This window comes from Caulobacter sp. ErkDOM-E (genome assembly GCF_048541895.1).
Lineage (GTDB): Bacteria > Pseudomonadota > Alphaproteobacteria > Caulobacterales > Caulobacteraceae > Caulobacter.
Genome location: NZ_CP183331.1, coordinates 3,123,861 through 3,137,506 on the forward strand (window position 1 = coordinate 3,123,861; position 13,646 = coordinate 3,137,506).

Genomic DNA, 13,646 nt, shown 5'->3' on the forward strand with positions numbered 1-13,646 from the left:
GCCGCGGGGAGTCGGCTCCGACCTTCACCGGTTCTTGCCTGTGCGCGGACCGCTCCTGGAAGCCGTCCGCGCGATGTCAGGGTTAGAACCGATAGTTGACGCCGAACAGGATCTGACGGCCGTACTTTTCGTAGGTTTCGGGCAGGGTGGCGCCGCCGCTGGTGGTCGTGCCGCCGCCGTCGAGGCCCAGACGCGTGCGGTAGGGCGAGTCCGTCAGGTTGTTGACCTGTAGCAGGAAGCCCAGGTTCTCCAGCCGGCCCTCCTGGAAGGTGTAGCCGATCTGTGCGTCGACCTGCTTGTCGGCCAGGATCTCGGTGAAGCCTCGCGTGGCGAACAGCTGCACCACCTCGCCCTTGAAGGCGGAGCGATAGCGCTGGCTGATCCGCGCCTGGAAGCCGCCGCGTTCATAGTAGCCGGTGACGTTATAGACCGTTCCCGACAGACCCGGGATGCGCACCTTCTGTTTCGGATCGGTGCTGGTGGTCGGATTGAGGTTCGACTCCGTCAGCGACAGGCTGCCCTGCATGCCGAAGCCCTTCAGCGGATCGACGATCTCGCCCAGGTCAACCGCGCCGCTGAACTCCAGCCCCTTGACCTCGCCGCCCTTGCCGTTGGCCGGCAGGGTGATCTGGCCGATATTGCTGATGACGATGCCCGGCGGGATCGCCGTCGCGGTTGACGGCAGCGGGATACCCGTGAAGTCGAACGTGCCGGTCTGCTGATAGATGTAGGTGTCGAGCTTCTTGTAGAACGCCGCCACCGACAGGTAGGTCGCCGGACTGACGTACCACTCGTAGGCAAGGTCAGCGGCCTTGGCCATCCAGGGCTTGAGGTTCGGATTGCCACCGCTGGCCGACCACGGATTGACAGTCGTGCCCGGCGCGCAGGGCTGGCCGCTGCAGACCAGCGAATTGAAGCCCGGCGTCACATTGGCGCGCAGGTCGTCCATGCGCGGACGGGCCATGGTCTTGGACAGGGCGAAGCGCAGACGATGACCGCCACCCAGGTCGTAGATCATGTTCAGGCTGGGCAGGACGTCGGTGTAGTCGGCCCCGTCCTTGATCTTGGTCGGGACGATAGGCTTGCCCGGCTCCAGGCCATTGATCACGACGCCGCTCGAGTCCTGCGACTGCTTGACCACCTGGACGCCCAGATTGCCGCGTAGATCGCCGACCTGGAAGTTGGCCTTAGCGAAAGCGGTCGTGACCTCCTCGGTAATCGCCCAGTTCTTGTCGAAGTAGTTGGCGTCGAGGATCGGCGCAGCGTTGTAGTACTTCTTCCAGACGTCGCCGATCTTGACGCTGAGCACGCCGCCAAATCCGGCGAAGCCAAGCTGGGTCGGGTCGACCAGATCGCCGGCGTCCACATAGACCTGCTGGCGGCCGTTCTTGAGGAACAGGTCGTTGTCCAGGACGGACTTGGTCTTTTCGCGCTTGGTGTAGTTCAGGCCGACATCGACGCCGGTGATGAAGCCGTCCATCTCGTGCTCAAGGCGCAGGTCCAGAGCCGACACGTCTTCCTTCACGTGTGGATATCGGATCGCCCCATCGTGGCCCCAGCCGCCCCAGGGGGCGCGGTCCCCGAGGGTGACCTTGGTGGCGTCGGCATAGTTCAGGCCTTCGTCATATTGCGAGAAGCCCTTGTCGGCGACCTGGAAGCCGATGGTGTCAAAGGTGCGCCCGACATCCGGAGTACCGGGCTTTACCCCGCCCACGCCCTGGCCATAGCCGGCGTAGGTTTCCATGATCTGTTCTTTGCGCTTGTTGGAAGAATAGGACAGATCCGCCAGCAGCGTAGTGCGTTCGCTCAGCTTAAACTCGTTGTTCAACCCGGCCGAGAACAGCTGGTCCTGGCGCTTGTTGAAGTCGTTGCGCAGCTGCAGAACGCCCCGGTTGAGGGTACCGCTTTCGGCGAAGGTCGAGCCGCCCAGCTGCTTGGTCTTGACGTTGGTGAAGGTGGCGTTGTCGGCCCAGCCGTTCGAGAACCACTGCGCGCCGCGCGTGGTCTCGTTCTGCTTGAAGGTCGAATAATAGAGGTCGAGGGTCGAGTGGATGCGATCGTTCGGCTGATATTCGAAGATGCCGATGGCGGCGTCGCGCTTGTTCAGGCGCGAGGTGACGAAGATCTCCTGGCCGTTCAGCATCAGGGCGTTGTCGGCGCTGTCGGGCGTGACGGCGAAGCCGAAAGCCTCATAGCCGTAGGCCTTGTAGTGCTTGACCTGCGAAGGCGAGTCGAGGTGCGCATAGCCCAGGGCCACGCCGATTGTGTCGTCGGCGAACTGGTTGATATAGCTGGCGCTGAAACGGCCGCCGCGATTGGCGACGTCGTCATTGAGCTTCTTGCCGGCCGTCTGTTCGCCGCGCAGGTTCAGGACCAGGGCGCGGCGCCCATAGGCCAGCGGACGCACGGTGCGCAGATCGGCGGTGCCCGAGAGGCCCATGCCCGAGACCTGGGCGTCGGGCGTCTTGTAGATCACGACGCTGGACAGCAGTTCCGACGGATACTGGTCGAACTCGACGGCGCGGTTGTCGCCGGAGCTGGCCTGCTGGCGGCCGTTCAGCAGGGTGGTGGTGAAGTCGGGCGCGAGGCCCCGGATCGAGATCACCTGGGCGCGACCATTGACGCGCTGGGCCGCCAGACCCGGCAGGCGGGCGATGGACTCGCCGATCGACACGTCGGGCAGCTTGCCGATGTCTTCGGCCGAGATCGCCTCGACGATTGAGGTCTCGTTCTTCTTGATGTTGATCGAGTTCTGGATGCCGGCCTTGATCCCGGTAACGACCACCGCTTCGACGGTGTCGGCGTCGGGCCTGTCCGGGACCTCCTGGGCATTGGCGATCGAGCCTGCCAGCGCCACGGTGATCGCAGCGACGGAGGCTGTGGCATAGAATCGACTGATCGACGGACGCGCCCGGCGCGTGATGCGGTTTCGCATAGCTCTCCCCTGAACTGCGCCCGTTGTGGCGGCGCTTCTTGTCGTTTTCACACCAACCGCCCGTCTTGAGCTAATTGGAAGCGCTTCCAATTAGCGATCCGTCGACAACGTTGTCAAGTTTGAAACAGAAACGGCGTTCAACGACCCGGCAGCGGCGCGGTTGTTTGTCGCGAAACGACCATATGGTCGAGAAGATGGAAGACGGGCTCGGACGCCAGATTGGCGCCGGTCAGACGGGCGACAAGAAGCTCGACGGCCCGCTGGCCGAGGTCCTTCACCGGTTGATTCACCGTCGTCAGTGGCGGCCAGACGATCCCGGCGACCGGCGCATCGTCGAAGCCGGTGATCGACAGATCGCCGGGAATGCTCAGCCCCCGAGCGTGAGCGGCCGACAGCCCTCCGGCGGCCATGTCGTCATTGGCGCAGACCAGGACCGTCGGCTTCAGGGCGTGATCCAGCAGTTCCGGCGCCAGGCGGGTGCCTGACCGGAACGTGAAGTCGCCGCGAACCATGACATAGGCCTCGTCGCCAAGCCCCTGCTCGGCCAGGGCGCGCTTGAAGCCTTCCAGGCGTCGGTCCGCCGAGAGGTGCCCCTCCAGGCCGGCAATGAAGCCGAACCGGCGATGACCCAGGCGCAGAAGCTCACGGGCCATGTCGTAGCCGCCGGCCTCGTCATCGATGCCGACGCTGTCTGCCCTGCCCCGCCCCATCCCGCCCGGCGACACCGCCACCACGCGACAGCCCAGGGCCAGCGCCGCGTCAATCAGTTCGACGTCATCGCTGTAGGGCGGCGAGAGGATCAGACCCTCACAGCGCTGGGTCGTGATCAGGTCCATCACCCGCTTCTGACGATCAGGCGTATTCTGCGGCACGTTCTGGATCAGCACCTGGTAGCCCAGGGCCAGACAGGCGCGCAGGGCGCCAAGTTCCAGAGCGGACTCGTAGTAGGAATTGGGCTCCTTGTCGGGGTCGGACGCGAACACAAAGGCCAGCAGCCGGCTGGCGCCGCCCGCCAGGCTGCGCGCCTGGGGATTGACCTTGTAGTCCAGGCTTTCGACCGCCCGCATCACCCTGTCGCGCACCTCGTCGCGGACATTGGGCCCGCCGTTCAGCACGCGGGAAACCGTGACGCGCGCCACGCCAGAGACGCGGGCGACATCGTCAATGGTCGGCTTCTTGGATTTCAAGCGACCCTCCCGGAAGGCGCGTTCGGAAACGGGTGCGGAGAGCTTTGCAACAGCTTGCCTGAGGGATGCAAGCGGCCGCGCCTGCCGATCTTCCGCCGGGACATTGCACGGTCAAGTTTGGCTGACCACGGAACGAACAGGGTCAAGCGCGTCTCGATCCATCGCCAGGACTGATCACCGAGGGCTTTTCGCCACAGGCGAGTTCACTGCGCGATGCAACCAAGTCGACGCTGACGCTTTAGGTTGAGTGCGGATCTGGTTGCCCCACCGGGTTCGCCTTCCGGCTTCGGCTGCAGGCGATCTTAGCGCCGGCGTCGAACGCCTGCCCCGCACGTGATGATTCCGAGCGGGATCGAGAGCGCCGCTTCTGATTCCCCCCCCGACAGGAAGCGGCGCTCCCGAAGCCGCAGGTCAGACGGGCAACAGGTCGCGGCTGTAGCGCTTCCAGTTCTCGACATAGTGCAGGGCCGAGCCTTGAAGGATCAGAGCATGCTGCTCGCCAATCTCGCGCACCACCTTGCCGGGCGCGCCCATCACCATCGAATTGTCGGGAATTTCCTTGCCCTCGGTGATCAGGGCCCCGGCGCCGATCAGACAGTTGCGGCCAATCTTCGCGCCATTGAGCACGATCGCCCCGATCCCGATCAGCGAGCCGTCGCCGATGGTGCAGCCATGCAACATAACCATGTGACCGATGGTCACGTTGGCCCCGATGGTCAGCGGCGCACCATGGTCGGTGTGAAGTACTGAACCGTCTTGAACATTGCTGTTCTCACCGATCTCGATCGGATCGTTGTCACCCCGAGCAATTGCGCCCCACCATATACTGGCATTTCTCTTCAAAATGACATTGCCCATGACCGATGCGGTCGGGGCGATCCAGTATTCGCCCGCCTCGGGAAGGATCGGGCTAGCGGCGCCCAAGGAATAGACAGTCATCCGTACACCCCATTTTCTTGAAATCGTCGCTTGATTAACATCTGAGAAACCACGTTAGCATCATCCTAGTCGGGCGATTCGAGGGGAGAAATCCCATCGATTCCCACCGGGGTCGATGTTCGGTCCCGGCTCCCGACGACGGAGATCAGGGTGTCGCTTTTGGCGTACAGGCGTTCCTCGGAACCACCGCCCTCTCGGTCCAGCACCGAGCCGCCCGTTGCGCACGCGTCTTCGTTCATCTCCTCCCCACCGCCAAGGACGACGCCACACGGCTTCGTCCTTTTTTTTATGCCTGAATGGAGGCTTTCATGACCAAGCGAGCCCTGAAGCGTATGGCGCGCGAAGGCGCGACCGAGACCGGCCACTATGGCGACGACGCCAAGGTGCGTCGCTTGCCGGTCGATATTCGGGAGCGAGGCAATGGCTGGTCGCCCCTCGGGCCTGACGGAGCCGCAAAAGGGCCGGAGCGGGATCAAAGCTACCTCAAGACCATAAAACCCAAATCTCCAGGCCAGTCCGAGTTGATGGAGGCCATCGACAAGAAGAACCTGGTCATGGCGCTGGGCCCCGCAGGCACCGGCAAGACCTACATCGCCATCGCCAAGGCTGTGGAAGCCCTGGAAGCCGGCAGCGTGGCCCGCATCGTCCTGTCGCGCCCTGCTGTCGAGGCCGGCGAGTCCCTAGGCTATCTGCCCGGTGACATGGAAGACAAGCTGGCCCCCTATCTGCGCCCGCTCTATGACGCCCTCACCGACCGCCTCTCGACCCGGCGCATGCGCGCGCTGATGGCAGAGGGCGCCATCGAGATCGCACCCGTGGGCTTCATGCGGGGTCGCACCCTGAACAATGCCTTCGTGGTCATCGACGAGGCCCAGAACTGCACCTACATGCAGCTGAAAATGCTGCTGACCCGCCTGGGTTGGAACTCGACCATGGTCGTCACCGGCGACCCCAACCAGTCCGACCTGCTGCCCGGTATTTCGGGCCTGGCCGACGTGGCCGCCAAGTTCGAAGCGCTGGAGAACATCGGCGTGGTCCGCCTGGCTGACCGCGACATCGTCCGTCACCCGCTGGTCGCGGAGATGTTGAGCGTTCTGTGATTTCATAACAGCGGCTCAATCGAAGGCTTGAGTTTGGGGCGGTCGGACGTGCAAGGTCCGGCCGCCTTAACTGTTTCAGGACCGCCTCATGGCCGACGCCGCCGCCGTTCCACGCTCGGAATTCACCATTCGCGGCGTGCTGCTCGGGATCGCCATCACCCTGGTGTTCACGGCGGCACAGGTCTATCTGGGCCTCAAGGTCGGCCTGACCTTCGCGACCTCGATCCCGGCGGCGGTGATCTCGATGGCGCTGCTGCGGGCCTTCAAGACCTCGACCATTCAGGAAAACAACATCGTCCAGACCATCGCCTCGGCGGCGGGCACCCTGGCCTCGGTGATCTTCGTCCTGCCCGGCCTGCTGATGATCGGCTGGTGGGCGCATGTGCCCTTCTTCACCACCTTCATGGCCTGCGCGGTCGGCGGCATTCTGGGCGTAATGTACACCATCCCCCTGCGCCGGGCCCTGGTGACCAACTCCAACCTTCCCTATCCCGAGGGCGTCGCCGCCGCCGAGGTGCTGAAGGTCGGCACCGGCTCGCGCGAAGGCGCCGCCGAGGGCAAGGCCGGTCTGGTCGCTGTCGCCGCAGGCACCCTGGCTTCGGCGCTGTTCGCCGCCCTGGCGGCCGCCAAGATCTTCGCCGGCGAGGTGGCCGGCTACTTCAAGGCCGGGGCCGGCGCAACCGGCCTGGGGGCGTCCAGCTCGCTGGCCCTGATGGGCGCGGGGCATCTGATGGGCATCACCGTCGGCATCGCCATGTTCGCCGGCCTGGCCATCGCCTGGGCCGTGCTGGTGCCGATCATGACCCACATCTTCCCGATGCCGGGCGCCAGCGCCGCCGACCACGCCCTGACGGTCTGGAGCACCAAGGTCCGCTTCCTGGGCGCCGGCGTGATCGGCGCCGCCGCGATCTGGACCCTGGGCAAGCTGATCGTCCCGATCTGGCAGGGCCTGGTTTCGGCCTTCGAGGCCGGCAAGGCCCGCCGCGTCGATGGCGCCGTGATCCCCCGGGTCGAGCAGGACATTCCGATCCTGATCGTCGGCATCGTCGCCACCGCCCTGCTGGCCCCGGCCGGCTGGATTATGGCCCACTTCCTCAGCGGCGGGCCGCTGTTGGCCATCGCAACGCCGCTGATCATCTCGGCCGTCGCGTTCCTGGTCTTTGCCGGCCTGCTGGCGGCCGCTGTCTGCGGCTACATGGCCGGCCTGATCGGCTCGTCCAACAGCCCGGTTTCGGGCATCGCCATCCTGACCGTGCTGGGCGCCTCGCTGATGGTCGGCGCGATCGGCCGCACGACCATCGGGCCGGATGTCACCACCGCCCTGGTCGCCTTCGCCCTGTTTGTCACCGCCATCGTCCTGGCCGTGGCCGTGGTCGCCAATGACAACCTGCAGGACCTCAAGACCGGCCAGCTGGTCGACGCCACCCCGTGGAAGCAGCAGGTGGCCCTGGTGATCGGCGTGCTGGCCGGTTCGATGGTCATTCCGGTGATGCTGGAACTGCTCAATCGCTCCAACGGCTTCACCGGAGCCCCCAACCTCAGCACCGTCGCCGGCGCCGAAAACCTCGGCGCGCCCCAGGCCACCCTGATCTCCACCCTGGCCAAGGGCGTGATGGGCGGCGTGCTGCCCTGGAACCTGCTGGGCATCGGCGCGGCGATCGGGCTGGGTCTGGTGCTGGTCGACATTCTGGTACGCCGGTTCAGCGCCCAGCGCCTCAGCCTGCCGCCCCTGGGCGTGGGCCTAGCCATCTATCTGCCCAGCGCGGTGACCGCCCCCGTGGTGGTCGGGGCCGTGATTGGCTGGATCTATGAACGCGTGGTCAGCAAGGACCGCACCGCCGCGCCGGCCAAGCGCATGGGCGTGCTGGTGGCTTCGGGCTTCATCGTCGGCGAGAGCCTGTTCAACGTCGCCCTGGCGGGTCTGATCGTCGGAACCAACAAACCCTCGCCCCTGGCCGTGCCGTTCGCGCCGTCCGAGCATGTCGGCATGATCCTGGCCCTGGTCGCTGCGGCGGTCGTGGTCTTCACGCTCTACAGCTGGGCGCGAAAGGCGGCGGCGAAGACGGCTGAGGCCTAGGGCTGATCGACATTCAGTCCATCCCTCCCATTTTTCCCGTCATTCCGGGCCTTGTGCCCGGAACCCCTGGTTCAGCTCGCACGTGAAGCGCCAGCGAAGTGCGCGCGCACTTCGCCTCTCCCGCACCTGCGGCGGACAGAGGGGTTCCCGCCACAAGGGCGGGAATGACGGAGATTTATGGTTTGGGCTTGAGCATCCGGAATCTCTGAACCTCGATCCCGCCTAGGCCGCCGCCAGGATCGTGAACACCACCTCCCGCCGGCCGCGATAGCCCAGCGACTCGTAGAGGCCGATGGCGGCGGCGTTGTCGGCATAGCTGTGCAGAAACGCCTGCTCGCCGCGCGCCAGGATCCTGGCCGTCACTTCGCGCAGAAGCCGCGCGGCATAGCCCTTGCCCCGGTGATCGGGATGCACGCACACCCCGCTGGCTTCGGTATAGCCCTCAGGGCGCATGCGCTCGCCGGCCATGGCGACCAGTTGGCCGTCGACGCGCACGCCGATGAAGCTGCCCAGTTGATGGGTGCGAGCGAAGAAGGGGCCGGGTTTGGTCAGGGTGGCCAGGGCCAGCATCTCGGCCGCATCGGCGTCGCCCAGCGGCAGCATCTCGAAGGCGACGTCCCAGGCCGGCGCGACGGTCTCGGCGACCATCTGCAGGCACATTGCGCTGGAGACGACCAGAGTCCCTGGAATGGGCGGCGGCGCGGCAAGCTCGACAAGGCCGCCGACGCCATGCTCGACGACCAGGGCGCCCAGATCGGAAAGGGCCTCTATCGAGGTGTCGGCCGCGGCGGTGAACAGGCCAAACGCCGGCGCGACCCGGAGGGCCAGGCCCCGGCGGATCGCGCGATCCGCCTGCCGGCCGGTGAAGGCCGACCAGACCGGCCGGTCGAGGACGTGCGAACTCATATCGCCCTGCCGGCCTGGCCTGTCGTGGTTCTAGTCGAGGTCTTCGGCCAGGATCGCCATTTCGAACATGAACGAGCCGTCCTCGTCCTCGTCCTGGAAGACGACGCCGATGAATTCGCCGGCCACTTCGACCTCGGCGGAATCCTTCTGCTTGGGACGGGCCTTCAACGCGATATGCGGGTTACCGAAGGTGCGCTTCAGGTGCTTTTCGATCTTGGCGATGGATTCAGCGTCCACGGGGAGCTCCTGTTTTCTCGTTGAGCGCCGTGGCGCATGTTGGGCCGAACCTAGCGTTCCGCGCCGGAGTCGCAAGCCGCTTCCGGCGAAGTCGGCGGCAAGGGCGTGGATCGTCCCTCCTCGACCAGCCAGTCGCGGAAGGCGATCGTGGCCGCCGGGGGCGGGCCTTGCGGCGTCAAAGCGACCACCTGGGCCTCTCCGGCCACGAAGCCCAGCGGCGCCACCAGTCGTCCGCTGGCCAGATCGCGCTGGACAAAGGCCCAGGGCCCGACCGCGACGCCCATGCCGGCGGCGGCGGCCTCGATCAGGTAAAAATAATGGTCGAACTCCTGCTCGCTGACCGGCTCGGGCAGCTTGCCCGGCATCTTTTCCTCCCACTCTGACCAGCTTTCGGGAAAGGTGCGGGTGTGCAGGCGCGGCAAGGCACTGATGCCCTCCAGGGTCGGCGCGATGCTGGCCGCCAGGTCGGGCGACATCACCGGCCCATGGAAGTGCCCCATGAACGGCGTTTCGACCGAGTCCTCGGGATAGGCCCTGCCCGGAACACGCATGCGGATCGCCAGATCGACGCCGTCGGCCTGATAGTCAAAGGGGCCATTGGACTCCATCACCCGCACCGGGATCTCGGGATGGGCGGCCTGGAAGCGCGGCAGGCGCGGGATCAGCCACTTCATCGCGAAGGTCGGCATGCACGACACCACCAGAGGCCGGGGGCCGATCTGCGGCGGACGCGGCACAGCCGCCTCGATCTGGTCAAAGGCCGGCGACAGGGCCAGGGCCAGGGCCAGGCCCTGCGGCGTCATGCGCAAGCGCGAACGCGGCCCCTCGGTCAGGGCGACGCCGAGCTGCCCCTCCAGCTGGCGGATCTGCCGGCTGATCGCCCCGTGGGTGACGCACAGTTCGTCGGCGGCCAGGGTCATGCGGCCGTGCCGCGCAAAGGCCTCGAAGGCGCGCAGGGCGTTGAGCGACGGCAGGGCGCGGCGGGCCATGTGACGAAACCTCACAGAAGCCCGACGGATAAGTCGTTATCGCGACGGATTCAACTGCAGGATAAGACGCGCATGCCGCCTCAGCCCTCGCCTCGCATCACCCCCGCCCAGGTCCTGGCCTTGATCATCATCTGGGGCGCGGTCGCCTACGGACTGACGGTCCATGACGACTCCCGCCAGATGGCGCGCGCCGAAGCCGTTCAGTTGACAGCCTGCCGCTAAAGCTTCGGCGTCAGCTTGATCTCGAACAGCCTGGGCCACAGCTTGCCGGTGACGAACAGCCGGTCGGCCGCCGGGTCATAGGCGATGCCGTTCAGCACATCGACCTGCCGGCCGGCCCGATCGGCCTCGCCCAGCAGGCCCGCCAGATCAATCCACCCTGTCACGCGGCCGGTCGCGGGATCGATGCGGGCGATGCGGTCGGTCTGCCAGATATTGGCCAGCACCTCGCCCTTCACCCATTCCAGCTCGTTCAAGTTATCCACAGGCCTGCCGTCGTCCATGACCTGGATACGGCCGGTCTCCTTAAGCGTATCGGGATCGAGGAATCGCAGGAACGCGGTGCCGTCGCTCATGATGATCCGCGTTTCGTCACGGGTCAGGGCCCAGCCCTCACCGGGATAGGAGAACTCGCCAATCCGCTCGAAACTGCCCAGGTCGAAGATGAAGCCCATCTCCCCCTGCCAGGTCAGCGAAATCAGCCGGTCCTTCCAGTCAACGATCCCCTCGCCAAAATAGCGGCTGTCGATCAGGCGCTCCTGTTCGGGCACGCCGGTTTCCAGCGTCACCTTGCGGACCGAGGACCGGCCATGCAGGCCGGTGCTTTCGTACAGAAAGCCATCACGCCACAGCAGACCCTGGGTGAAGGCTCCGGGATCATGCGGATAGGCTTTTACGACCTCATAGCCGTATCGAAGCGGTGCGCCAGCCCAGGCTGGCCCAGCGGTACAGACGGCCAGCAGAGCCGCGAGAACCAGATTTTTGAGCGGGTCGGACCGCACTCAGATCACGTAGTCGTAGACGGCCTCGGACAGGGTCTGGTCCATCGACTTGGCGGGCTCTTCGCAGGTCGGGCAGTTGACGATGCGGGCCGGAACGCCGGCGGCCGTGCAGTGCGGCGGCACGGGCTTGAGCACCACCGAACCCGAGGCAACCTTGGCATAGTCGCCGACCGTGATGTTTCCCAGCACCTTGGCGCCGGCGCCCAGCAGCACGCCCCGACCGATCTTGGGGTGGCGGTCGCCGCGATCAGCGCCCGTGCCGCCAAGAGTGACCCCATGCAGCATCGAGACATCGTCGCCGACCACCGCCGTCTCGCCGATGACGATGCCGGTGCCGTGGTCGATGAACACGCCCTGGCCGATACGGGCGGCGGGATTGATATCGACCTGGAAGACCTCGCTGGACCGGCTCTGCAGATAGAAGGCCAGGGTCTCGCGGCCCTCGCTCCACAGCCAGTGCGACACGCGGTGAGTCTGCAGGGCCAGGAAGCCCTTGAAGAACAGGAACGGCTGGACATAGCCCTTGCAGGCCGGATCGCGTTCGAACACGGCCATCAGGTCGGCCTCGGCGGCGGTGACCAGGGCCGGGTCGGAATTGAAGGCTTCGGCGGCGAACTCGCGCGCCGTCATGGCCCGCATTTCCTGGTCGCCCAGCTTGCGGGCCAACTGGAAGGTCAGGGCGTCGGCCAGATTGTCGTGGCTGAGGATCACGGCATTGAGCAGCGAGGCCAGGGCCGGCTCGGCCTTGGCGGCGTGTTCGGCCTGATTGCGCAGCGCCGCCCACACGGGGACGGACGACTGGTCGGTTACGACTTCCAGATGCTTGGCCACCGGGCTCTCCCTCTGCCTGCTGGGACTAGAGCATCCTTTTTGAAGACGCACCAGTCCTGTTGGGAAAGGCCCTGCCTTCGCCCTCTCTCGCCTACTGTAGCACGAGACGGGCGAGATCGCTCGGAAGCTCTCCCCTGACCGCCATATGGTGCACCCTGAGCAGCAGCGCCACCGTCAGCGAGTCCGGCAGGTGCCCGGCCACCGCCGCGTCCAGCGCCTCGGCGAAGGGCACGCGCGCCACGGCCAGGTCTTCGGTCTCGTCCGGCGCGGTCGGCGTAGGCGTCAGGTCCATGGCCAGAAAGCCGTGGCAGATCTCGTCGGTGACCGAGTTGGAAAGCTCCATCCGCAGGATCGGGCGCCAGTCGGCGGCCTCCAGCCCAACCTCCTCAGCCAGTTCGCGCTTGGCGCCGTCCAGCGGATCCTCGTCCAGCGGCGCGCCGCCCTCTGGCAGCTCCCAGCTGTAGTTGGCCAGCGAGAAGCGGTTCTGGCCGACCAGGGTCACGGTGCCGTCCTCGTGCAGGGGCACCACGCCGATCGCCTGGTTCTTGAAGCCGATCTTGCCATAGAGCGCGGGCCGGCCCGTGGGGGCGATGGCCTGGTATTCGGTCAGGGTGATCCAGGGATTGTCATAGACCAGCTTGCTGCTGCTGACGCCCCAGGGCTTTCCGTGCGGCTTCAACCACGAAGGTTTGTCGGACATCGATGGCTCGTGACTTGTGGCGGCCGGTTCGCGGCCATAGGTGTCTGCTCCTACAATGCTTCGTGGAGATCGTCTTGACCGGTTCAGTTCCCCCCGCGCCGGCGTTTGGCGAGACACTTCCCATCGAGACCTCAACCGAGGTGCTGGCTTTCCTGGCGCGCCGTCGCTCGGCCTCGGCCATGACCCTGACTGCGCCGGGCCCTGACGACGCCCAGTTGGCCGACCTTTTGCGGCTGGCGGCCCGCGTGCCCGACCATGGCAAGCTGTCGCCCTGGCGGTTCGTGATCCTGCGCGGCCCAGCCAAGGAGGTCTTCGCCGAGAAGATCACAGCGCTGGCCGGCGACCAGGCCAATCCGGTTAAGGCCAACGCCGCGCTGCGCAAATTGACCCGCCCACCCGTCTGCGTGGCGGTGATCTCGCGCTACATTCCGGGTGAAATCCCCGAATGGGAGCAGCGCCAGAGCGCCTCGGCGGTGTGCATGCAGACGCTGCTGGCCGCGGCCGCCATGGGCTGGGGCGCCAACTGGATCACCGACTGGTATTCCTACGACCCGCGCGCGCTCCAGATCCTGGGCGTCGCCGAGGGCGAAAAGGTCGCCGGCTTCCTCTATCTGGGCACGTCAAGCGAGCAGCCCCAGGAACGGGTCCGGCCAGATGTGGCTGCGATTACCAGCGAATGGACGCCTGGCTAGCGCCAAAGCCTCGTCCCGCGCGTTTGACGCGGCCGATGCCGACCATGAACAG

13 protein-coding genes and 1 pseudogene are annotated in these 13,646 nt (G+C 66.0%); 4 read left to right on the forward strand and 10 right to left on the reverse strand.

Translation table 11 applies throughout. The annotated features are described in order from the left end of the window. Window positions 1-82 precede the first annotated feature (82 nt). From ACN2C7_RS15380 to ACN2C7_RS15395, 4 genes are all read right to left on the reverse strand, one after another. Complete coding sequence (locus ACN2C7_RS15380; protein WP_419317947.1) at window positions 83-2,935, reverse strand: TonB-dependent receptor; 2,853 nt, start codon at window positions 2,933-2,935, stop codon at window positions 83-85. Window positions 2,936-3,072: 137 nt separating this feature from the next. Next, entirely contained in the window at window positions 3,073-4,122 is a 1,050-nt protein-coding gene (locus ACN2C7_RS15385) for a LacI family DNA-binding transcriptional regulator (RefSeq protein ID WP_419317949.1), read from the reverse strand. Window positions 4,123-4,533: 411 nt separating this feature from the next. Beyond that, window positions 4,534-5,061, reverse strand: coding sequence for a gamma carbonic anhydrase family protein (locus ACN2C7_RS15390; protein WP_419317951.1), 528 nt, complete (start codon window positions 5,059-5,061; stop codon window positions 4,534-4,536). Window positions 5,062-5,126: 65 nt separating this feature from the next. Further along, window positions 5,127-5,300, reverse strand: a complete 174-nt coding sequence (locus ACN2C7_RS15395) for a hypothetical protein (protein ID WP_419317953.1) — start codon at window positions 5,298-5,300, stop codon at window positions 5,127-5,129. Between the two features lie 57 nt (window positions 5,301-5,357). Here ACN2C7_RS15395 and ACN2C7_RS15400 point away from each other — a divergent pair, with 57 nt between their 5' ends. Both ACN2C7_RS15400 and ACN2C7_RS15405 read left to right on the forward strand, forming a co-directional pair. Next, window positions 5,358-6,161, forward strand: a complete 804-nt coding sequence (locus ACN2C7_RS15400) for a PhoH family protein (protein WP_419317955.1) — start codon at window positions 5,358-5,360, stop codon at window positions 6,159-6,161. Between the two features lie 88 nt (window positions 6,162-6,249). Beyond that, window positions 6,250-8,238 (forward strand): OPT family oligopeptide transporter, encoded by a 1,989-nt coding sequence (locus ACN2C7_RS15405; protein WP_419317956.1) that lies wholly within the window; start codon window positions 6,250-6,252, stop codon window positions 8,236-8,238. A gap of 222 nt (window positions 8,239-8,460) precedes the next feature. Here the strand turns inward: ACN2C7_RS15405 and ACN2C7_RS15410 are convergent, their stop codons facing one another. The 3 genes from ACN2C7_RS15410 to ACN2C7_RS15420 are packed head-to-tail and all read right to left on the reverse strand — an operon-like array spanning window position 8,461 to window position 10,370. Beyond that, a complete protein-coding gene (locus tag ACN2C7_RS15410) occupies window positions 8,461-9,144 on the reverse strand; it encodes a GNAT family N-acetyltransferase (protein ID WP_419317958.1) in 684 nt (227 codons plus the stop codon). 30 nt (window positions 9,145-9,174) lie between these two features. Next, window positions 9,175-9,381, reverse strand: a complete 207-nt coding sequence (locus ACN2C7_RS15415) for a DUF3126 family protein (protein WP_419317960.1) — start codon at window positions 9,379-9,381, stop codon at window positions 9,175-9,177. A gap of 50 nt (window positions 9,382-9,431) precedes the next feature. Continuing rightward, complete coding sequence (locus ACN2C7_RS15420) at window positions 9,432-10,370, reverse strand: LysR substrate-binding domain-containing protein (protein ID WP_419317962.1); 939 nt, start codon at window positions 10,368-10,370, stop codon at window positions 9,432-9,434. 72 nt (window positions 10,371-10,442) lie between these two features. Here ACN2C7_RS15420 and ACN2C7_RS15425 point away from each other — a divergent pair, with 72 nt between their 5' ends. Then, window positions 10,443-10,592, forward strand: coding sequence for a hypothetical protein (locus ACN2C7_RS15425; RefSeq protein ID WP_419317964.1), 150 nt, complete (start codon window positions 10,443-10,445; stop codon window positions 10,590-10,592). Here ACN2C7_RS15425 and ACN2C7_RS15430 read toward each other — a convergent pair. The 3 genes and pseudogenes from ACN2C7_RS15430 to ACN2C7_RS15440 all read right to left on the reverse strand — a co-directional run bounded on the left by ACN2C7_RS15430 (window position 10,589) and on the right by ACN2C7_RS15440 (window position 12,972). Beyond that, window positions 10,589-11,371, reverse strand: a complete 783-nt coding sequence (locus tag ACN2C7_RS15430; protein ID WP_419317966.1) for a glutaminyl-peptide cyclotransferase — start codon at window positions 11,369-11,371, stop codon at window positions 10,589-10,591. The genes ACN2C7_RS15425 and ACN2C7_RS15430 overlap by 4 nt on opposite strands. Beyond that, window positions 11,372-12,202, reverse strand: coding sequence for a serine O-acetyltransferase (cysE, locus tag ACN2C7_RS15435; protein ID WP_419317967.1), 831 nt, complete (start codon window positions 12,200-12,202; stop codon window positions 11,372-11,374). A gap of 91 nt (window positions 12,203-12,293) precedes the next feature. Beyond that, window positions 12,294-12,972 (reverse strand): annotated as a pseudogene (locus ACN2C7_RS15440) (NUDIX domain-containing protein). A 4-nt stretch (window positions 12,973-12,976) separates the two neighbouring features. Here ACN2C7_RS15440 and ACN2C7_RS15445 point away from each other — a divergent pair. After that, entirely contained in the window at window positions 12,977-13,594 is a 618-nt protein-coding gene (locus ACN2C7_RS15445; protein WP_419317969.1) for a nitroreductase family protein, read from the forward strand. The last annotated feature ends 52 nt before the right edge of the window (window positions 13,595-13,646 follow it).

Excerpts from the sequence above, each read along its gene's own strand:
- ACN2C7_RS15405 (WP_419317956.1), top strand. The coding sequence starts at position 6,250 with ATGGCCGACGCCGCCGCCGTTCCACGCTCGGAATTCACCATTCGCGGC.
- ACN2C7_RS15395 (WP_419317953.1), bottom strand. The coding sequence starts at position 5,300 with ATGAACGAAGACGCGTGCGCAACGGGCGGCTCGGTGCTGGACCGAGAG.
- ACN2C7_RS15420 (WP_419317962.1), bottom strand. The coding sequence starts at position 10,370 with ATGGCCCGCCGCGCCCTGCCGTCGCTCAACGCCCTGCGCGCCTTCGAG.
- ACN2C7_RS15380 (WP_419317947.1), bottom strand. The coding sequence starts at position 2,935 with ATGCGAAACCGCATCACGCGCCGGGCGCGTCCGTCGATCAGTCGATTC.
- ACN2C7_RS15390 (WP_419317951.1), bottom strand. The coding sequence starts at position 5,061 with ATGACTGTCTATTCCTTGGGCGCCGCTAGCCCGATCCTTCCCGAGGCG.
- ACN2C7_RS15425 (WP_419317964.1), top strand. The coding sequence starts at position 10,443 with ATGCCGCCTCAGCCCTCGCCTCGCATCACCCCCGCCCAGGTCCTGGCC.
- ACN2C7_RS15410 (WP_419317958.1), bottom strand. The coding sequence starts at position 9,144 with ATGAGTTCGCACGTCCTCGACCGGCCGGTCTGGTCGGCCTTCACCGGC.
- ACN2C7_RS15400 (WP_419317955.1), top strand. The coding sequence starts at position 5,358 with ATGGAGGCTTTCATGACCAAGCGAGCCCTGAAGCGTATGGCGCGCGAA.